12 protein-coding genes are annotated in these 21,240 nt (G+C 63.7%); 5 read left to right on the top strand and 7 right to left on the bottom strand.

Annotated elements, in window-relative coordinates:
• Positions 1 to 7: 7 nt before the first annotated feature.
• Complete coding sequence (locus THL1_RS10380; RefSeq protein ID WP_069083190.1) at positions 8 to 685, bottom strand: response regulator transcription factor; 678 nt, start codon at positions 683 to 685, stop codon at positions 8 to 10.
• A gap of 321 nt (positions 686 to 1,006) precedes the next feature.
• Here THL1_RS10380 and THL1_RS10375 point away from each other — a divergent pair, with 321 nt between their 5' ends.
• Positions 1,007 to 3,961, top strand: a complete 2,955-nt coding sequence (locus THL1_RS10375) for an HD domain-containing phosphohydrolase (protein WP_069083189.1) — start codon at positions 1,007 to 1,009, stop codon at positions 3,959 to 3,961.
• A 215-nt stretch (positions 3,962 to 4,176) separates the two neighbouring features.
• Here the strand turns inward: THL1_RS10375 and THL1_RS10370 are convergent, their stop codons facing one another.
• Positions 4,177 to 4,518, bottom strand: a complete 342-nt coding sequence (locus THL1_RS10370) for a YggL family protein (protein ID WP_069083188.1) — start codon at positions 4,516 to 4,518, stop codon at positions 4,177 to 4,179.
• Between the two features lie 224 nt (positions 4,519 to 4,742).
• On the opposite strand from THL1_RS10370, the gene dacB reads away from it, so the two are divergent.
• Positions 4,743 to 6,200: a D-alanyl-D-alanine carboxypeptidase/D-alanyl-D-alanine endopeptidase gene (gene dacB, locus THL1_RS10365; protein ID WP_069083187.1), complete on the top strand. Its 1,458-nt coding sequence runs from the start codon at positions 4,743 to 4,745 to the stop codon at positions 6,198 to 6,200.
• Between the two features lie 39 nt (positions 6,201 to 6,239).
• Here dacB and THL1_RS10360 read toward each other — a convergent pair whose 3' ends face one another.
• Both THL1_RS10360 and rlmKL read right to left on the bottom strand, forming a co-directional pair.
• Positions 6,240 to 9,017 carry a sensor domain-containing diguanylate cyclase gene (locus THL1_RS10360; RefSeq protein ID WP_069083186.1) on the bottom strand — a complete coding sequence of 926 codons (2,778 nt, stop codon included), beginning with the start codon at positions 9,015 to 9,017 and terminating at the stop codon, positions 6,240 to 6,242.
• Between the two features lie 170 nt (positions 9,018 to 9,187).
• Positions 9,188 to 11,365: a bifunctional 23S rRNA (guanine(2069)-N(7))-methyltransferase RlmK/23S rRNA (guanine(2445)-N(2))-methyltransferase RlmL gene (rlmKL, locus tag THL1_RS10355; protein WP_069083185.1), complete on the bottom strand. Its 2,178-nt coding sequence runs from the start codon at positions 11,363 to 11,365 to the stop codon at positions 9,188 to 9,190.
• Between the two features lie 433 nt (positions 11,366 to 11,798).
• On the opposite strand from rlmKL, the gene rmf reads away from it, so the two are divergent.
• Positions 11,799 to 12,014 (top strand): ribosome modulation factor, encoded by a 216-nt coding sequence (gene rmf / locus THL1_RS10350; protein WP_016491998.1) that lies wholly within the window; start codon positions 11,799 to 11,801, stop codon positions 12,012 to 12,014.
• A gap of 92 nt (positions 12,015 to 12,106) precedes the next feature.
• On the opposite strand, the gene THL1_RS10345 is transcribed toward rmf, so the two are convergent.
• Both THL1_RS10345 and THL1_RS10340 read right to left on the bottom strand, forming a co-directional pair.
• Entirely contained in the window at positions 12,107 to 13,132 is a 1,026-nt protein-coding gene (locus THL1_RS10345; RefSeq protein WP_069083184.1) for a quinone-dependent dihydroorotate dehydrogenase, read from the bottom strand.
• Positions 13,133 to 13,189: 57 nt separating this feature from the next.
• On the bottom strand, positions 13,190 to 13,411 hold the full coding sequence (locus tag THL1_RS10340; protein ID WP_069083183.1) for a DUF2835 domain-containing protein: 222 nt from the start codon (positions 13,409 to 13,411) through the stop codon (positions 13,190 to 13,192).
• Between the two features lie 147 nt (positions 13,412 to 13,558).
• Between THL1_RS10340 and THL1_RS10335 the strand changes: the two genes are divergently transcribed.
• Positions 13,559 to 14,446 (top strand): DUF6685 family protein, encoded by an 888-nt coding sequence (locus THL1_RS10335; RefSeq protein ID WP_069083182.1) that lies wholly within the window; start codon positions 13,559 to 13,561, stop codon positions 14,444 to 14,446.
• A 473-nt stretch (positions 14,447 to 14,919) separates the two neighbouring features.
• Here THL1_RS10335 and THL1_RS10330 read toward each other — a convergent pair whose 3' ends face one another.
• Positions 14,920 to 19,782 (bottom strand): NAD-glutamate dehydrogenase, encoded by a 4,863-nt coding sequence (locus THL1_RS10330; protein ID WP_069083181.1) that lies wholly within the window; start codon positions 19,780 to 19,782, stop codon positions 14,920 to 14,922.
• Between the two features lie 398 nt (positions 19,783 to 20,180).
• Here THL1_RS10330 and THL1_RS10325 point away from each other — a divergent pair, with 398 nt between their 5' ends.
• A complete protein-coding gene (locus tag THL1_RS10325) occupies positions 20,181 to 21,140 on the top strand; it encodes an AAA family ATPase (protein ID WP_069083180.1) in 960 nt (319 codons plus the stop codon).
• The last annotated feature ends 100 nt before the right edge of the window (positions 21,141 to 21,240 follow it).

The raw sequence follows: 21,240 nt of genomic DNA, 5'->3' as shown, positions 1-21,240 counted from the left end.
GGGAGAGTCAGGCCAGAGCGTTGCGATTGGCAAACTCCACCAGTTCGATCAGGGAACGGGCATTGAGCTTGAGCAGCAGGCGAGTCTTGTAGGTGCTGACGGTCTTGTTGCTGATGAACATCTCTTCGGCGATGTCCTTGTTGCTGTAGCCGTTGGCCAGGAACTTGAGCACCACCAGTTCACGGTCGGAGAGGCGTTCGATCAGTTCGGTTTCGTCAGGCAGGCCAACCTGGCGCTTGCCGGACTTGATCACGTCGCTCGGGAAATAGCTGTACCCGGAGAGCACCGCCCGAACCGCCGACGTGACTTCGGCGAGATCACCTTCCTTGCAGACGAAGCCTGCGGCCCCGGCCTGCATGCAGCGTGTGGCGTAGTGATTGGGATTCTGACCGGTCAGCACCAACACGCGCAGTGGCAGGTCCAGCGCGTGCAGGCGTGCGATGACATCCAGGCCGCCGAGCTTGGGAATACCGATGTCGAGAATCACCATGTCCGGCTGGTGTTCGCGCGCCAGGGCGATGGCATCCACACCATTGTCCGTCTCCGCCACGATCGAGTAACCCTCGCGCCCCAGCAGCAGTCGCACGGCAAGGCGAATCACCGGGTGATCGTCGACGATCATCACCTTGTAAGCCGACTCACTCCCCTCCTCGATAAAGTCATCTAGGTTGACCAACTTGCTCATGGCGTCGCTCCCTTGGCGCGTTTAGTGGTAGCCACGATAGAGAAGGCATTTGCAGTGTCGACCCCCCACTGGGACCGGTTACCCGATTCAGGACGCGCCTTACCACACCTTGGGCTCCCTCCTACAGGCAACGGTCGATTTCTACAGAGTCAAACGTTCGGTTCGGCCGTAGCGGATGTAAAAATCCCCCCTTGGATTGCCCCGAAAACCGAGCCCACCTCCTCCTTTCCGACGCGCTCATGGCAATTTGCACGACGAACGGCAAAAGCCTCATCTATTCTCCTGTAGCCCTCAGGGAGAGGGGCCACAGGAGCTGCTGCAATGCCGCAAAGGTTCGCTGAACGTCGCTTCCCGCTGCACGTCCATATCAGTGCACTGTTCATGCTGCTTTTGCTGATCAGTGGCGTGGTCCTCGGCCTCTTCAATTACCACCAGACCAGCCAGATCATCCTGTCCAGCAGCGACGAGCTTTTTGGCCGGATCAGCGAAGAGGTGGAGACCGACCTGCGCCACACCTACGAACCCATCTACCACCTGCTGAACCTGCTGGCCCTCAACGGCACCGACCAGAACCAGGACAGCGTCGACCGCCTGGATACCCTGCTCCAACCCCTGGCCCAGGCCCTGAAGGACAATCCCAAGCTGGCGTCGCTCTACCTGGGTTACGACGACGGCGACTTCTTCATGGTTCGCCCCCTGCGTAGCGAGATGCTGAAGAAGGCATTCGACTCCCCGCCGAATGCGGCCTACCAGGTTTGGAGCATCGAACGCGATAATCAGTCAGGCGCGTACTCGATGAGCTACTTCTTCGATGACCAGCTCAATGAGGTTGCTCGACGTCAGGAACTGAACGAACGCTATGACCCTCGCGGCCGCCCCTGGTACTACCGGGCGCTGGAACAGGACGGGGCGATCACCACCGCGCCCTACGTATTTTTCTCCAGCGGTGCGGTCGGCACCACCGTGGCCAGCCCGAGCGGGAGCGATGCGGTGATCGGTGCCGACCTGACCCTGAACGACCTGTCGGCCACGCTCGCCAGCCACCGTGTCACGCCCTCCACTGAAGTGGTGCTCTACCAGCCGGATGGCCATGCCGTGGCCTACCCCGACACCAGCAAGCTGATCAAGCGGATCAACGGAGCCCCCAAGCTGGGCCAGGTGAAGGACTTCAGCGCGCCGCTGGCCGCGCTCTCCGCCCTCCCGGGCCAGGACGATCTGCGCACCGGGCTGGAGATCGATCAGCGCCGCTGGGTCGTGGCCCGCCAGCACCTGAAGGAAGGCGGCCCCCTGGGCCTGCAACTGGCCATCCTGGCCCCCGAGGACGAACTGCTGGATGACGCTTACCGCATTCGCTGGCAGAGCGCGATGTTGACGCTGGCCATCCTGTTGCTATGCATCCCGCTGGGCATCCTGATGTCACGCATACTGGTCAAGCCGCTCCGGGCGCTGGTGACCCAGGCCGAAGCCATCCGCAGCTTCAACTTCAAGCTGCCCGCCATGGGCCACTCGCCGGTTCTGGAAGTGGACCAATTGGCCGTGGCAATGGCCCGGATGAAAGACACCATCGCCAGCTTCCTCGAGATCGCGTCCAGCCTCTCGGCGGAAAACCGCTTCGACAACCTGCTGCGCCGTGTACTGGCCGAGACCATCGGCATCAGCGAATCCTCAGGCGGCCTCCTCTATCTGATCGACAGCCAGAAAGGTCGCCTGGAACCCCATGGACTGTTCCTCAACCATCGTGAGGAGGACCTGGACGCACATGGCATCCGGGGATTCAGCCTGGAGAACCCGGCCATGCCGCGCTGGCTCGACCTCCCCGCCCACGGCGGCCCCAGCCAGGTGTGTTCGTTCGGCTTTGACCAGGCCGGCGCCTACCGCGACCTCCTGCAGACGCTGGAAAGCCCCCGGATTCACCTGGTCAGCACCGGGCTGCACAACCGCCAGGGCACCACCATTGGCGTGCTGGTCCTGCTGCACCGGGATACGGGCAAGGAAGCACGTCCGGCCATTCTCAAGCCGGAGCGCATCGCGTACGTCGAAGCCGTATCCGGCGTCGCCGCGCTGTGCATCGAAAGCCAGCGGCTGCTGGAGAAACAGAAGCAGTTGCTCGATGCCGTCATCCAATTGATGGCCGGCGCCATCGATGCCAAGAGCCCCTACACCGGCGGCCATTGCCAGCGCGTTCCGGAGATCACCCTGATGCTCGCCCGGGCCGCCGCGGACAGCCAGGAGACGCCATTCCGCGGATTCGACCCCACGGATGAGGAATGGGAAGCCCTGCACATTGCGGCGTGGCTGCATGACTGCGGCAAGGTCACCACCCCCGAATACGTGGTAGACAAGGCCACCAAGCTGGAAACCCTGAACGATCGCATCCACGAAATCCGCACCCGCTTCGAGGTCCTCAAGCGCGACGCCTGGGTACGCTACTGGCAGGCGCTGGCCCAAGGCGGGGACGAGGCCGAACAGGCACGTCTGCGGGACGCCGAGCTTCATGCTCTCGATGACGACTTCGCCTTCGTCGCCCGCTGCAACCTGGGTGGTGAGGCCATGGCCGAAGCTGACCAGGAACGCCTGACGCGGATCGCCCAGCGCACCTGGACCCGAACCCTGGACAACCGCCTAGGGGTTTCCTGGGAAGAGGCCCAGCGCCTTGCCCGGTCGCCCGCGCCGAGCCTGCCGGTGGAGGAGCGCTTGCTAGCCGATCGTCCCGAACACATCGTGGAACGCCCCGCCAGCGAACTGATAGCGCCAGACAATCCCTGGGGCTTCAAGCTCCAGGTGCCCGAACACAAATTCAACCGCGGCGAGTTGCACAACCTCTCTGTCAGCCGGGGAACCCTGACCGACGAAGAACGCTACATCATCAACCACCACATCGTGCAGACCATCCTGATGCTCAACCACCTGCCCTTCCCCGAGCACCTGGCAAACGTGGCGGAAATCGCTGGCGGGCACCATGAGAAAATGGACGGCACTGGCTATCCGAAACGACTCACGCGTGAGGAAATGAGCCTGCCGGCCCGGATGATGGCCATCGCCGACATCTTCGAAGCGCTGACTGCGGTGGACCGACCCTACAAGAAGGGCAAGACGCTCTCCGAGGCCCTGGGAATCATGACCGGCATGTGCCGAGGCGCCCATATCGATCCCGACCTGTTCAGCCTCTTCATCCGCTCGGGTGTCTACAAGGACTACGCCCAACGTTTCCTGAAACCGGAGCAGATCGACGAGGTGGACGAAGCGGCCTTGCTGGCGAAGGCGAGGCTGGCCTGATTGGGGGCTTGGCCCGAAATGCGAGAAGAAATTGTAGAAGGAGCGATTTCAATCGCGAAGCAGGTCGAAGGCCTGCCCTGTTGGCTGCAGGGGACTGCGTTGCAGTCCTTTCGCGAATGAATTCGCTCCACAGAAGCGGCGCGGAGCCACCTTGCGAAACAGCCAGGCACAAAAAAGGGCGCCTGAACTGGCGCCCTTCTTCATGCCGAAGCCCATCACGCGTTGACGGGATTCTCCGGGTACCACACGTCCAGCAGCGGGCTGACGGTGAAGTTGGCCAGCTCGGCGTGGCCCTGTTGCAGCCAGGCTTCGGCCTGGGTGCGCTGCTCGGCGGTTACCGAGCCGCGCTTGCCGAGGCAAGCGAAACCGTAATCTGCGGCGCCGATGAAGCCCAGGCCGTTGTTCTCGATCGCTTCCACGATGAAGCGCTCGAAGAACGCCGAAACCGCGTCCAGATCCAGACCCTCCTTGTAGGTGAAGGTGAGCTCGAAGCCCAGTTCCTGGAATTCATCGACGCAAAGCTTCTTGCGCAGGCGGCGGGAGCGGTTGGTAGCCATCAGGCAGTTCCTCGGAATAAATGACGGGCGGCACTCTAGCAGCTTCCGGCGCAACTTGCCCGCAAAGGCGTGCCTTGCGCTGCCGCAGCCAGACGAAATGAGCGGCGAACTCGCGCAGCCAGTACAGGGTTACGGCATAATGCGCCGATTTCCCGAACCGTCATGGGAACACCTGCCATGTCATCCGTATTCGTTACCCGCCCTCGCCAGGAGGGCAATCGTTAATGTTCAAGTCGATCCGTACCCTCGCACTCACTGCCCTGATCCTGCCCTACGCCCTACCGTTGCATGCGGCACAGGTCAACACCAGCCTGCCCGCCAAGGTGCAAAAGGCGCTGACTGCCAACAAGATTTCCCCCAACTCGCTGTCCCTGGTGACGCTGCCGCTCACCGGCCCGGGCTCCCAGACGCTGGTCAACGCCGACCTTTCGGTGAATCCGGCATCCACCATGAAGCTGATCACCACCTACGCCGCCCTGGAACTGCTGGGCCCAACCTACCAGTGGAAGACCGAGTTCTACTCCGATGGCGTCCTGAAGAACGGCGTACTCAACGGCAACCTCTACCTCAAGGGCGGCGGCGATCCCAAGCTGAACATGGAGAAACTCTGGCTGATGATGCGCGACCTGCGCGCCAACGGCGTGCGCCAGGTCACCGGCGACCTAGTGCTGGACCGCAGCTACTTTATCCATCCGCAACTGCCCGCCTTCAACGATGACGGCGGCGACGACAACAAACCCTTCCTGGTCGGCCCCGACTCGCTGCTGGTCAACCTCAAGGCCGTGCGCCTGATCGCCCGCGCCGAAGGTGGCAAGGTCAACCTGGCCATGGAGCCACCGATCGAGAGCATCCGCATCGACAACAAGGTGCAGGTGACCAAGGCCGGCAAGTGCCCGTCTTGGCCCGATGTGCGCTACAACCCGGTGACCCAGTACGACGGCACGACGCTGATCGCCAGCGGCAAACTGCCTGAAGGCTGCAGCGCCCAGACCTACATGTCCCTGCTCGACCATCCGGGCTACGCCGCCGGTGCGGTGCGCGCATTCTGGAAGGAGCTGGGCGGCACCATCAACGGCAAGGATCGCCTGGGCGACGTCCCCAAGGACGCCAAGCTGCTGGCGCGGTCCTTCTCGCCGGACCTGGTGGAAGTCATCCGCGACATCAACAAGTACAGCAACAACACCATGGCCCAGCAGTTGTTCCTCAGCATAGGTGCGCGTTACCGCACTGATGCCGATGGCGACGACGCCAAGGCCGCGCAGCGGGTAATCCGCAACTGGCTGGCGAAGAAAGGCATTACCGCGCCGCACCTGGTGATGGAGAACGGCTCCGGCCTGTCGCGCCATGAACGGGTCAGCGCCCGGGAAATGGCCGCCATTCTCCAGGCCGCCTGGCAGAGCCCCTATGCTGCCGAGTTCGTCTCCTCGCTGCCGCTGGTGGCGATGGACGGCACCATGCGCAAGCGCCTGCGCCGCACGCCGCTGGAAGGCGAAGCCCACATCAAGACCGGAACCCTGAACACGGTGCGAGCCATCGCTGGCTTCAGCCGCGACAGCAATGGCAACACCTGGGCCGTTGTAGCCATCCTCAATGACTCGCGCCCCTGGGGCGCATCGGCAATCCTCGACCAAGTGCTGGTAGACCTCTACCGCCAGCCGAAGAGCGTCGCCGGAGCCAACTGAGTCAGGGGCGGCCACACCGGCGCGGGTGGCCGCCCTGTTTCAATCGGCGATACGGATCTGGTTGCGTCCCGCCTGCTTGGCGGCGTAAACCGCGGCATCCACTCGCCGCAGCAGGTCATCGGCACTCTCCCCGTCGCGCCAGCCGGCGCACCCGAAGCTGGCCGTTACCCGGCCGACCCCCTCCACGTTCTCCCGCGTCAGCGACTGCCAGAGTGCCTGGGCCACCAGAGCCGCCTGCTCGACATTGGTATCCGGACAAAGCACCACGAATTCTTCGCCACCCAGCCGGCAGAGCACATCGATGCGTCGCAGGCGCTCGCCCACGCGCAGGCACAACGTCTTGAGTACCCGGTCACCGGCTTCATGGCCGTGGCTGTCATTGATCTGCTTGAAGTGATCGACGTCCAGCATCACCAGCGCCAGCGGACCTTCACGGCGCTCTGCGCGGGCGATTTCTAGGTCCAGGCGCTCCTGGAAGTAGCGTCGGTTGTAGACTCCAGTAAGGGCGTCGGTGACTGACAGCGCACGCAATTCCTGCTCTACCAGTTTCAGCCCGGTGATGTCGCTGATGTAGCCGTGCCAGAGCACTGCGCCATCGTCACCTCGTTCAGGAACCGACTCGCCGCGCAGCCAGCGCAATCCCTGGCGCGGCAGCAGCGCGCGGAAATCCTCGCGCCAGGGCGCAAGCAGTTCGGCGGAACGGCGAATCGAGCCCTGCACCCGCTCCATATCATCCGGGTGGATGCGCTCCAGCAGGCCCATGGCGTCATCCCTCACCGCCTCTGGCTCGACTTCGAAGACTTCGACTGTGCCAGCGCTGGTATAGGGGAAGCTGAACCGCCCGTCCGGGGCCATGCGGAACTGATAGAGCACGCCCGGCACACGGGCGCTCAGTTTCTCCAGCAGGCGATCGCGCGCCTCCAGCGCCTGCTGCACGTGCTTGCGTTCGGTGATGTCGATCGCCACCCCGAGGTAGCCCACCAGCGCATCACGCTCGTCGCGCACGCCGGTCAGGATCAGGCTGCCCGTGAGCTGACTGCCGTCGCGGCGCTGGAAGGTCCACTCATGCTCATCGAAGCGATCGCCGTCGGTAACCGCCTCCACGTAGGCCTGATAGTCCGGAATCTGTTTGCCGAGGTAACCCCCCAGCTCTCGGCAACGCGCCGCGACTTCGTCTTCTAGGTGCAGTACGACGGGATGGCGACCAATCATTTCCAGGGCGCGATAGCCGAACATGCGCTCGGCCCCAACATTGAACTGCAGGATGGCGCCACGCAGGTCGGTGCTGATGATCGCCACCTGGGTCGCCGCATTGAGCAGGCTGCGCAACTGGCCGTGAGCCATGGCCAGCTGCAATTCGACCGCCTTGCTGGAGCTGATATCGGTCTGGGTACCGATCATGCGCAGGGGCAAGCCATCGGCATCCCGCTCGACCACCTTGCCACGGTCCAGCACCCATACCCAGCGGCCATCCTGGTGCAGCATGCGGTGCTGGCTCTGGTACACGGCACTGGCGCCGCGCAGGTGACGTTCGAGCTCGGCGCGGGCCAGTGGCTGGTCCTGCGGGTGGATCAGGCGCCCGCGCGACTCCAGGCTATTGCCCACGTCATCTTCGGCATAGCCGAGCATTGTTTTCCAGCCCCGAGACAGAAACACCCGACCGGACTGCGGCTCCCAATCCCAAACGCCATGCCCGGCGCCGTCGAGGGCAAAGCTCCAGCGCTCCTCGCTGAGCTGCAGTTCGATCTCACGCGCGCGCAGCTCCAGCGTGCGCTCGGCGACCAGCGCCAACGCATTCTGTCGCTGATTGAGCATCAGCAGCAGGTACCCCGCCAGCAGCAAGGTGAAGGCCAGCCCGCTGATCGCCACCAGATTGGCTGTGGCAAGCGGTGGCCCGGCGAGGAAGCCCTCGCTGGGCACCACTTCCAGCACGTAACGACGATCACCGAAGGGCACCACGCGACGCTGGTGAAGCTCGCTGCGTGGCGCCTCGGCACTCTGATAGATCAGTTGCTCGTGGCCGTCGTCACTGACATCGCTGACACGCATCACCAGGCTGGCAAGGTTGTGCGGCGCGATGGCCGCCTCCATTTCCAGGTTCAGGCTGAATACCGAGGTCACGAAACCCAGCAGGTCGGCATCGTTGGGCACGCCATGCTTGTAGACTGGCGCCACGATCAGCACGCCGCTGGCCTGGTGCTCGGCGACGCCAATTACCCGAATCCGCTCGGACACGGTGACTGCGTGGGTCCTGCGGGACTTGGCGATGGTCGCGCGGCGCGCCGGGCTGGAATTCAAGTCCATGCCCAGAGGCACCTGGTCGATCCGCGAGGTCACGCTGAAATAGACCGGAAAGTACTCATCCCGCACAGGGCTGGGTACCAGGCTGTCGCCCTTCAGGTCACGGATGGCAAAGCCCGTCATCCCTTCGCTACGGGCACGAGCCTCGAACGTCTCCCGCTCGCTGCCCGGCACTCGCGGCACCCAGGAGTAGGCCAGGGTGTCACCCAGCAGAGGGCCGACGAAACCCTGGAATTCGCCAAGGCTGACGTAATGAGAGTTGTGGAAGAAACGCTGGACGGCATCCAGTTCTTTGAGCTGCCCGTCCAGGCGCTCCTGAATACGACTGATGCGTTCGCTGGCCGCCAGGCTGAAGCGCTCGTGCAACTGCACCCGTTCGGCCCGGCGCACCGTTTCGCTGAGCAACAGGGTCAGCCCGGTGCCGCCGACAATCGCCAGCAGGCACACCAGCCACACCAGCGGGCGGCCGGACAGCATTGCCGACAGGGTCAGTTTTTCCTTGGCAAGCGACTGCATGCTCACTTCTCGAATCTGGGTGTGGAAATACCGTCCCTGTGAGCATCAACATAGTCAGATGGTGGCACTTTGCCTAGCAGCCGCGACGACCAGCCGACCACCCACGACAAACATCGGACAGCCGGAGCTGCCCGATGTGCAGGTCAGCGAGGCTGGGCGCCTCGGCAGCCTCAGCGGGTGGCCAGGCGCCAGGCGCGGTGGATCTTCGCGTTACGGGCGAAGTCCGGGTCCAGGGTGTCCGCGCTGATCTCACTGACCGTGTAGCGAGACATCAGGCTTTCATCCAGCAGGAACTTGCGGAAGTTGTTGGAGAAGTACAACACGCCGCCCGGCGCCAGACGTGCCATGGCCAGGTCGAGCAACTGGACATGGTCGCGCTGAACGTCGAACACCCCCTCCATGCGCTTGGAGTTGGAGAAGGTCGGCGGGTCGATGAAGATCAGGTCGTACTCGCCGCGATCATCCGCCAGCCAGGCCATCACGTCGCCCTGCTCCAGCTTGTGCTTGTCGGAGAAGCCATTCAGCGAAAGGTTGCGCCGCGCCCAATCCAGGTAGGTCTTCGACAGGTCGACGCTGGTGGTGCTGCGAGCGCCGCCCTTGGCCGCATGCACACTGGCAGTGGCGGTGTAGCAGAACAGGTTGAGGAAACGCTTGCCGGCGGCCTCGCGCTGGATGCGCAGGCGAATCGGCCGGTGGTCGAGGAAGAGCCCGGTATCGAGGTAATCGGTGAGGTTCACCAGCAACTTCACACCGCCCTCGCCGACCTCCATGAAACGCCCGGCGCTGCCCTGGCGCTCGTACTGGCGCGTTCCGCTCTGGCGCTCACGACGCTTGACCACCACGTGGGCGGGATCGACGTCCAGCGCCTGCGGAATCGCCGCCAGGGCATCGAGCAGACGTGCCTGGGCCTTTTCCGGATCGATGGAACGGGGCGGTGCGTACTCCTGCACATGCACCCAGTCGCCGTACAGATCGACGGCCAGGGCGTACTCGGGCATATCGGCGTCATACAGGCGGTAGCACTGGATACCCTCCTTGCGCGCCCACTTGCCTAGTTGCTTGAGGTTCTTCTGCAAGCGGTTGGCGAACATCTGGCCGCCCTCGCTCAGGCGAGCCGGCTCGCTGCGCGGGGTGGCGGATTCGCCTTCTTCGGCGGCCCGTCGCCCACCCGTGACGAACTGCTCCGGCAGCACCTTGAGGAGCAACAGCTTGCACGCCAGCGCGCCGTTCCAGAAGGCGTATTGCTTGTGGCTGCGAATGCCCATGCGCTTGCCCAGCTCAGGCGCGCCAGTGAACACCGCAGCCTCCCAGCCCAGGCAGGATTGACGCAGGCGCTCACCGAGGTTCTGGTAGAGGTAGAGCAGGCTGGCTTCGTCGCCCAGGCGCTCGCCATAGGGCGGGTTGCTGACGACCAGCCCTTTCTGGTTCTGGTCGGGACGCGGCTCGAACGTGGCCAACTCGCCCTGGTAGATTTTCACCCAGTCACTCAGCCCGGCACGTTCGATGTTATTGCGGCCCGGCTGGATCAGGCGCGGATCGGCCTCGTAGCCGCGAATCCACAGCGGCGGCTTGGCCAGCCCGGCCTCCGCACGCAGACGAGCCTCTTCGTGCAGTTTCTTCCACAAGGCCGGCACATGGCCCAGCCAGTTGGAGAATCCCCAGCGCTCGCGCTTGAGATTGGGGGCGATGTCGGCTGCCATCATCGCCGCTTCCACCAGGAAGGTACCGACACCGCACATGGGGTCTGCCAACGCGCCACCTTCAGCGGCGATACGTGGCCAACCGGAACGAATCAGGATCGCGGCGGCCAGGTTTTCCTTCAGTGGCGCCGCGCCCTGCTGCAGGCGGTATCCGCGCTGGTGCAGGCTGTGGCCGGCGAGGTCGAGGGACAGGATGGCCTCCCCCTTCTCCAGGCGCAGATGGATGCGCAGGTCGGGGTTGACCTTGTCGATCGAAGGACGCACGCCATCGGCGCCACGCAGTTTGTCCACCACCGCATCCTTGACCTTGAGAGCGCCGAAGTGGGTGTTGTCGATGCCCGAGCCATGACCGCTGAACTCCACCGCCAGGCTGCCGCTGGGTATCAGGTGGTCATGCCAGTCCACCGCCAGCACGCCCTGGTAGAGGTCCTCGGCGTTCTGCACCGGAAAGCGCTTGAGTACCAGCAGCACGCGGTTGGCCAGGCGGGACCAGAGGCAGAGGCGGTAGGCGGTTTCCAGGTCGCCCTGGCCGCGCACTGCAGCCACCTGCTCGCGTACCTCCTGCAGGCCGAGCCGCGCAGCTTCTTCGGCCAGCAGGCCTTCGAGGCTCTTCGGGCAAGTGAGGAAAAGTTCGTAGAGGTCCGACATGGGGGAATCCAGGGCCTTCAGAGGCGATCAGCGGCACAGGACAGGCTCTGTGCGGTAAGAAAATGTGTGACGTAAGGTCGCAGAACGGCCCTTCGTCGGAATGAAAAAGTCTTTGATTCGTGCGCCAAATGGAATAGCACAACGACATCATTTCTCTGGCCAGCCCCGAAACCACGGGGGTTAGACCGAAAAGTGACAAAAAACGTTTCCTGCGGCTTATGGCCTTTGCCACCATCAAGTTACGTCCTTATGACAAAACGATCATTCACATGCCAGGGGGCATTGGTTAGAACTCAGCTTAACCCGTCGCCGCAATGGCGGCGGATGATGGCCCGTCACGCCGGCAACGAGCCATCGATGGCAGAGCATTTTCTGCCAGGTTCCGCCATTGGAACCAATGGACATAACAGTCAACAAATGAGGGCTACACCCTATGAGAAGACTTAAGCGTGATCCGATGGAACGAGCATTCTTGCGCGGCTATCAGCACGGCATCAACGGCAAATCCCGCGATCTTTGTCCTTTCACCCATCCCACCACACGGCAAGCCTGGATCAATGGTTGGCGCGAAGGCCGTGGCGATAACTGGGATGGCCTCACCGGCACCGCCGGTATTCACCGTCTGAACGAACTCCACGCCGTCGGCTGATTCAGAATCACACCGACTTCACCAAGCACGCCCCATCCGGGCGGCGGGCGCAAGCCCAGGGGCTCCCTTAGAGGGAGCCCTTTTTATTGGGCTCAAACCTTCGGCAACCCGGCAATCGCATCCACCGCTTCACGAATCAGCGCCGGCCCCTTGTAGATGAAGCCCGAGTAGACCTGCACCAGGCTGGCGCCCGCAGCGATCTTCTCCGCCGCATGCTGGCCCTCGGTAATCCCCCCCACCGCGATGATAGGCAAGCGACCGCCGAGCTCACCCGCCAGCACTTTCACCGTGTGGGTGCTCTTGTCACGCACCGGTGCACCGGAGAGGCCACCCGCTTCGTCGCCATATGGCAGGCCTTCGACGCCTTCGCGGCCGAGGGTGGTATTGGTGGCGATGACCGCATCCATGCCGCTCTCCAGCAGCGACTTGGCAACCATGGCGGTTTCTTCGTCGGTCATGTCCGGGGCGATCTTGATGGCCAGCGGCACATGCTTGCCGTGCTGAGCAGCCAGGCTCTCCTGGCGGACGCGCAAGGCTTCCAGCAACTGGTTCAGTGAATCGCCGAACTGCAGGCTACGCAGGCCCGGGGTGTTCGGCGAGCTGACGTTCACCGTCACGTAGCTGGCATGGGCGTAGACCTTGTCCAGGCAAATCAGGTAATCGTCCACGGCGCGCTCGACGGGCGTATCGAAATTCTTGCCGATGTTGATGCCCAACACGCCGTCGTAGCTGGCGGCGCGAACCCGCGCCAGCAGGTGGTCGACGCCCAGATTGTTGAAGCCCATGCGGTTGATGATCGCTTCCGCCTGGGGCAGGCGGAACAGGCGCGGCTTGGGGTTGCCCGGCTGCGGGCGCGGGGTCACGGTGCCGATCTCGACGAAGCCGAAACCCAGTTGGGCGAAGCCGTCGATGGCATCGCCGTTCTTGTCCAGGCCGGCCGCCAGGCCCACCGGATTGGGGAACTCCAGCCCCATCACTTTCACAGGCAGGCTCGCAGGCGCCTTGCTCAGCAAACGATTGAGACCGAGACGGCCACCGGCCCCGATAAGGTCGATAGACAGTTCGTGGGAAGTTTCCGGGGACAGGGAGAAGAGCAGCTCTCGGGCCAGTTTGTACATGGTCGGTCGGGCATCGATCGGCGGGATGGGTCGGCGATTATAGCCGCGCAGCCCCCGTCAGGCGAGGCGCCGCAGGTTGAGCAGCTTGCCGGTGCTGGAGAATTCCAGCTCGAAGGTACCGCACACGCCGGAATGCCCCAGATGCGGGCGCAGGTGATGGGCCGGCAAGCTGACCTTGCGGCCGTCACGGCTGCGCAGCAACACGCGATTGGCTCGACCTTGATAGACTGCCCGGAATTCGTCGGCAGTCAGGGAAATATCCAGCACCAGGCTGGGCATGGAGGCATCCTCGACAATGAAGAGCAGAATTCTGCCACACCGCCTGTGCACTCACCTTCCCCGCCAAGCGGATTTGTGCGACGCCCGGCGTGCGTGGCCGGCAGCCCTCTGCCACACTGCCACCCGTGACCCGGGAGTATTCAGGCCATGAGTGAGATGCAGCCACCACCCCCCTTGACCACCCGCCTGGCTGCCATCGCCCAGCGCTTCGGTATTGGCAAGACACCGCGCCGGGTACTGGAAAAAGCCAGCCAGCTGCGCCTCCCCTTCCAGCCACTGCCGCAACCCCAGGAAACCATCTGGTGGCAAGCCGGCCCGCCCCTTCAAAGGCTAGTGGAGCTGCCGCGCAGCGCCCTGTCCGGGCCGGTGCAGGAAGATAAGGCCGATGCCCACGCCGTACTGGTAAGCGTCGTAAAGCGGAGCGAACAGCAACTTTCCAGTTTCGACCTGCGCCAGGTCGACGGCCTCTGCGGCAGCGAGCATGAACCGCCCCCCTCCCCCAGCTTCGAGGACTACCTGGCCGGTCTGCATAGCCGCAAGGTTCGAATCATCAGCTACAAGGACTTCATCAAGGCCATCAGCCTGCCGCTGCCGCGCTTCCTCGCCGGCGCGCCCATCAGCCTGTGCCGGGCCAACTGGTACGGCAAGCGGGTGTTCTGGAGCGGTGAACAGCACGCCGAAGCCTTCGCCGCCTCCATCGCTTATGCGCGACTGCGCGAGTTGGAAGCCACCCTCCCCGCCGACATTACCGACTACCACCTCGACGCCAGCGGGCTTGGCCTACTGAACGACCGCTATCACATGCTGGCGATGCCCGTTCAGGCCTGGAGCGACCCGGCGTTCATGGGCCTTTTGCTGGATGGTGGCATTCCCTATTCGCGCCTGACGTTCCTGCGCAACGCCGGCGCCCAGGAGTTCATCCTGCTGCCAAAGAAGCACGCCGAGGCCACCGCCCTGGGCGAAGGCCTGCGCCTGGCGGGGGCGGCGGATGTGGTGCGGTATCTGCAGGCACTGCGCCAGACCGCTGGGGCCTGAGAAACACCGCACTCATCGCGCCATCCCATCCCGGCCTGGGCCTAATGTGACCGGTCTGGCTAAAACCTCGGCACGCCACACCGAAGGATGCGCCATGCGCACCGGTTCGGCTTGAGATGAGGGATAGTCGTGACCCAATTCCCTGTAGGAGCGAATTCATTCGCGAGTAAACATCCACGTTCGTAGAACGTAGACTTGCTTTTGGCCCCCAATAAGGGGGCCATCCTCACACGCAGCACCCGGCTGATCTCCGCCACCGTGCCCAGCAGTAGGGTGCGCCATGCGCACCGCGGCGATGGTGGCGACTCCGAGTCTGTCTCCCGGTGCGCGTGGCGCACCCTACGGGACCAGCAGCATCCTGCTGGTTCGCTGACTCGAATCGTCACAGACAGAGCCCATTACTCATCTCGCGCACAAAAAAAGCCCCGCGTGAGCAGGGCTGAGAGCACTAAAAATCTACAGCGTCACGGGGATCAGGGAATACACACCCCGTGCTGGCCACTCTGGGCGAGGTCCATGAGCTCACGGTTGGCAACCGCGTACATGGCGTAGTCAGTGGTGGTAGCGGCACGCAGTTCGACCAGCATGACCTTCCAGCGCTCCACCAGGGCGCGGTGCTGGTCCAGCCACAGTGCCACACGCTCCTCGATGTCGACCGGGCCATTGTTCATCTGCAACACGGAGATGGTGATCGCCCGCTGCTGCCAGTCCAGGTCGTCGCGGAAGGCTTCCCGCGCCAGGGCTTGCCAGTTGTTTTCCACCGGCAGGCTGGTGATCTGCTGCAAGTACCACGACAGGTCCAGGGCCCCGCCAACGGCGAAGTAGGCAGCCGCGACTTCGGCGGTGTCCTTGCCGGTGACGTCCGACGCTTCGATGATCGGCAGCAGGGTGTAGAGGTGGCTGGTGCCTGCCACGACACGGGCCAGATCCTCGGGAGCACCCGCTTCGACATAGGACTGGAAGCGCGCCAGCCACTGCTCGCGGGACGGACCTTCGAGCAGCTCATCCAGGCGACCGGCCAGGGCCTCCACACGCGGGCCGAAGTGGTTGACGTCGCGGGCGGCGTTCTGGTCTTCACGACGGCTGCGCAGGAACCAGCGGGTAGCACGGCGACCCAGGCGCATCAGCTCGTCCATCAGGGTCAGCTGCAGCTCGGCCGGGACCTTGTAGTCCAGTGCCTCGACCTGTTGCCACCAGTGCGGCAGGCGGAACACATCACGCACCACCACATAGGCGCCTGCCACGTTGGCCGCGCTCATGCCGGTGGACTCCTTCAGGCGCTGCACGAAGGTGATACCCATATGGTTGACCAGGTCGTTGGCGATCTGGGTGCTGATGATTTCGCGCTTCAGGCGGTGGCGACGCATGGACTCGCCAAAGGTCTCGGCCAGCCGCGCCGGGAAGGCGGTTTCCATCTCCTGGGCCAGGTAGTCGTCGTCCGGCACCAGGGATTTCAGCAAGGATTCCTTGAGATCGATCTTGCTGTAGGAGATCAGCACCGACAGCTCCGGACGGGTCAGGCCCTGGCCACCGGCGATACGCTCGTTCAGCTCCTCGTCGGGCGGCAGGAACTCCAGGCCACGGTCCAGCTTGCCAGCGGCTTCCAGGGCGGCGATCAGGCGCTTGTATTCGCCGATCTTCTCGCGAGCGCGGCGTTGCGCCAGGGACAGCGCCTGGGTCTGCTTGTAGTTGTTGCCCAGCACCAGGTTGCCCACGTCATCGGTCATCTCGGCCAGCAGCTTGTTGCGCTGTTTGCCGGTCATGTCGCCATTGGCCACGATTTCGTTGAGCAGGATCTTGATGTTGACCTCATGGTCCGAGCAGTCCACACCGCCGGCGTTGTCGATGAAGTCAGTGTTGCTGGCGCCACCGTTGAGACCGTATTCGACGCGGCCCAGTTGGGTCATGCCGAGGTTGCCGCCCTCGCCCACTACCTTGGCGCGCAGCTCACGGCCGTCCACGCGCAGGGCGTCGTTGGCCTTGTCGCCCACGTCGGCGTGGCTTTCGCTGCTGGCCTTGACGTAGGTGCCGATGCCGCCGTTCCAGAGCAGGTCGACCGGTGCCTTCAGCAGGGCATTGAGCAGTTCGGTCGGAGTCAGCTTGTCCGCTTCGATGTCGAAACGCTGCTGCATCTGCGGGCTGATGGCGATGCTCTTGGCGCTGCGCAGGAAGATGCCGCCGCCTTCGGAGATCAGCTTGGCGTCGTAGTCGGCCCAGGACGAACGCGGCAGGTCGAACATGCGCTTGCGCTCAGTGAAGCTGGACGCGGCGTCCGGGTTCGGGTCGATGAAGATGTGCATGTGGTTGAAGGCGGCCACCAGCTGCAGTTTGTCCGACAGCAGCAAGCCGTTGCCGAACACGTCGCCGGCCATGTCGCCGATACCGATCACGGTCACGTGGTCCTTCTGCACATCGATGCCGCGCTCGCGGAAATGCCGCTGCACCGACACCCAGCCGCCCTTGGCGGTGATGCCCATGCCCTTGTGGTCGTAGCCAGCCGAGCCACCGGAGGCGAAGGCGTCGCCCAGCCAGAAGCCGTATTCCTGGGCAATGCCGTTGGCGATGTCGGAGAAGGTCGCGGTGCCCTTGTCGGCCGCCACCACCAGGTAGGGGTCGTCGGCGTCGTGGCGTACCACGTTGGCCGGCGGCACCACCTTACCTTCCTTGAGGTTGTCGGTGACGTCCAGCAGGCCGGAGATGAAGAGGCGGTAGCAGGCAATGGCTTCGGCCTGGATGTCATCACGGGTGCCACCCACCGGCAGGCGACGGGGGATGAAACCACCCTTGGCACCCATGGGCACGATCACCGCGTTCTTCACCTGCTGCGCCTTCACCAGGCCCAGCACTTCGGTGCGGAAGTCTTCTTCGCGATCGGACCAGCGCAGGCCGCCACGGGCCACGTCGCCGAAGCGCAGGTGTACGCCTTCGACACGCGGGCAGTAGACGAAGATTTCGAACTTGGGCACCGGGCGCGGGATGTCGGGGATCAGGCGCGGGCTCAGCTTGAAGCTGAAGTAGGACTTGTTCTGACCGGCCGCGTCGGGCTGGTAGAAGTTGGTGCGCAGGGTCGCCTTGATCAGGTCCAGGTAGCGACGCAGGATGCGGTCTTCGTTGAGCACGGCGACGTTATCCAGCTCGCCGAGGATGGCGTGCTCCAGCTTCTGCTGTTTGTCTTCCAGGTCGTCTGCGGCCAGTTTGCGCGCCAGGTAGAAGCGGGTCTTGAACAGACGCACCAGTTCCTTTGCGATGTTGGCGTGATTCAGCAGGGTGCTGGCGATGTAGGACAGGTCGAAGCCCAGGCGGATCTGCTTCAGGTAGCGCGCATAGGCACGCAGCAGGGCGACATCGCGCCAGGGCATGGAAGCAGTCAGCACCAGGCGGTTGAAGGCGTCGTTCTCGGCATGGCCACCGACGATATGCACGAAGGCGTCCTGCAGGGTGTCGTTCAGTTCCTGGATGTCGACGTCGTCACCCAGGGCGCTGGTGAAGGCGAAGTCGTGAATCCAGTATTGGCGGCCGTCCGCCCGGTTCAGGCGGTACGGGAACTCGCCCAGTACGCGCAGGCCGAGGTTTTCCAGGATCGGCAATACATCGGACAGGGCCAGCGGGGTATCGGCGTGATACAGCTTGCAATGCAGCTGCTGCTCGCCCTGGGCCAGCGGCTGGTAGAAGCTCATCACCAGCGGGCGCTCTTCAGACAGGCTGAACAGGTGCTGCATGTCCACCACCGCCGAGTGCGGGGCGAAGCGCTCGCGGTAGCCGGCTGGGAAACCCTTCGGGAAGTCGACCAGCACACGGGTGCCCTGCCCTTCGCCGAAGCTTTCATTGACCAGGCTGGCGTAGTCGTCTTTCCACGAGCGGCAGGCCTGGATGACTTCTTTCTCCAGCAGCGCAATGTCAACGTTCAGTTTGTTCTTCGGGTCCAGGCGCAGGATGAACTGCACGCGCGCCAGCACGGACTCGGAGAAGAAGGTCCAGAACTCGCAGTCACTGGCCTGCAGGCGCTCCATCAGGATCTGCTGGATCTTCAGACGGGTTTCAGTGGAGTAGACATCGCGCGGCACGTAGGCCAGCGCATAGGCGAAGCGGCCATAGGGGTCGCGACGCAGGAACAGGCGGATCTTGTTGCGTTCCTGCATCTGCACGATGGACATGGCAGTGGAGAACAGATCGTCCACCGGGGTCTGGAACAGGTCGTCGCGCGGCAGCACTTCCAGTACCTGGGTCAGCTCCTTGCCCAGGTGGGCCTTGGCGTCGAAGCCGGAACGGTGCTGGATTTCCGCGACCTTGCGGCGGATGTACGGAATCTGCCACACGCTCTCGGCGTAGACGGCGGAGGTGTAGAGGCCCATGAAGCGGCACTCCTTGATCACCTTGCCCTTGGCGTCCAGCTCACGGATGGACACGAAGTCCGGGTAGGCCGGGCGATGCACGCGGCTCGGCTCGGCCGCCTTGGCGAAGGACAGCAGATTGGGTTCACGCAGGTAAGCCAGGGCCTCTGCCTCGATGTGCAGGTCGTCTTTCTTCAGGCCGCCGCGACGCAGGCGGGAAACGCCCAGCAGGGACTTCTCGTCGTAAACGAGGTGACCGCCGTTCTTGTCGTCGGCCACGGTAAATTCTTCATAGCCGAGGAAGGTGAAGTGGTCGTCCAGGAGCCAGTCCATGAAGACCTTTACTTCCTTGAGCTCTTCGCCATCGACCTTGAGCTTGGCCTTGTCCAGCCAGGCCAGCAGTTCCTGGGCCTTGGCCTTCATCGGCTTGAAGTCGGCCACGGTGACGCGGACTTCGCCCAGCACTTCCAGCAGGGCTTTCTCCAGAGTCTTCATCGCGCCATTGTTGGCGCAGCGGTCGATCTCCAGGAACATCAGCGATTCCTGGCACACATCCTTGCCCTGGGTGCCCTTGGGCAGGACTTCCAGCAGCTCGCCCTTGGCATTGCGGCGCACGCTGATGACGTTGTTCTGCAGGGTGTGGATACTGTAGCCGCGACGGTTCAGCTCCATGCGCACCGAATCCACCAGGAAGGGGATGTCAGGGTGCAGCACTTCCACGGCAGTGTGAGTGGACTGCCAGCCGTGTTTCTCGTAGTCGGGGTTGAACACCCGGACTTCAGGGCTGGCGGGGTCGAAGCGCTCAACAAGGCGCCAGGATGAGAGGGTGCAGCCGACCAGGTCGGACAACCGGCGCTGAGTCAGTTCGTCGAGCGAAATGATGCCGAAGAATTGTTCGGCGAACAGTGCTACTTGTGGCAATGCCTGTTCGCTGACGTGCTGCGCCAGGGCCGCTTGCAGTTGGTGCTGGAAGTCGGCTTTGCTGGCCGCCGTGAAGAACGCCATGGTTGTGCTCCGCTAGGCTCATTTTGTTGGGTTTAAGCGTAGAACGCTTACAGGCGGAGAAAGGGCCACAGGTCGATCCGGGCAGTGCGGCCCTGCTCCGGGCGAGCGCCGGGGAACAACTGCGACCCGGCGGTCACCATTGCCGCGAAAGCTTAACGAGGGAGCGCCACGACGCGCTTACGGCGCTGCGACATATTCGTTCACGCAGCGTCCGCTGCCCCCGTTCCTGGGTACGCGCCTCGCGCCGCTGTGTAAGGCTCATGTAAACCACGCCCCGGTCACGGAACCAACGCCCGAATTCAGGCTCTTCTAGGCCCTCTGCCCTGGTCTGGATTAAAGTTATGCCTCACCCCCGGAGGGCTTATAGCTCTCTTCTCGCCAGCTCAACGAGTCCATCGATGGAACACCGTGACGCGCTAGTTGCCCTTCGAAACTTCCTTTCCACCCAGATCCTCGGCCAGGAGAAGCTCATCGACCGCCTGCTGGTTGCCTTGCTCGCCGACGGGCACCTGCTGGTTGAGGGTGCCCCGGGCCTGGCCAAGACCAAGGCCATCAAGGACCTCGCGGACGGTGTGGAAGCGGAGTTCCATCGCATCCAGTTCACCCCGGACTTGCTTCCTGCCGACATCACCGGCACGGAAATCTATCGGCCGGAAAACGGCAGCTTCGTCTTCCAGCAGGGGCCGATCTTCCACAACCTGGTCCTGGCCGACGAAATCAACCGCGCGCCGGCCAAGGTGCAGTCGGCGCTGCTGGAAGCCATGGCCGAGCGCCAGGTGTCCATCGGCCGCTCCACCTACAACCTGCCGCCGCTGTTCCTGGTCATGGCGACCCAGAACCCCATCGAGCAGGAAGGCACCTATCCCCTGCCCGAAGCCCAGCTCGACCGTTTCCTGATGCACGTGCGCATCGGTTACCCGGATGCCTCGGTGGAGCGCAAGATTCTCCAGCAGGCACGCGGCGAAGCGCTGCATGGCGAAACCCGTGCCGAACTCCAGGTCAGCCAGCAGGCGATTTTCGGGGCGCGCAAGGAGATCCTCGGGCTCTACATGGCCGACGCCGTGGAGGAATACCTGGTGCATCTGGTGATGGCCACCCGTACCCCGGCCAAGTTCGACAGCGAGATGGCCGAGTGGCTGGCCTGGGGCGCCAGCCCGCGCGGCTCCATCGCCCTGGACCGCTGCGCCCGCGCCCACGCCTGGATGGCCGGCCGCGATTTCGTGAGCCCCGAGGATATCCAGGCGGTGCTCTTCGACGTGCTGCGTCATCGCCTGATTCTGTCCTTCGAGGCGGAAGCCGCCGGTATCGATCAGGATCGAGTGATCCAGCGAATCCTGGATGTGGTAGCGGTGGCCTGATGCGCCTGAAAGCGGCGGCCTGGAAATTCCGGGTCAGGAAACGCCGTCCGGCGACGCCCGGCTTCGCTCCGCCCGCCGCCAGCGCGGAAGGCGTCCATGT

The organism is Pseudomonas sp. TCU-HL1, assembly GCF_001708505.1.
Taxonomy (GTDB): Bacteria; Pseudomonadota; Gammaproteobacteria; order Pseudomonadales; family Pseudomonadaceae; genus Metapseudomonas.
This window is presented reverse-complemented; position numbering and strand designations above follow the sequence as displayed.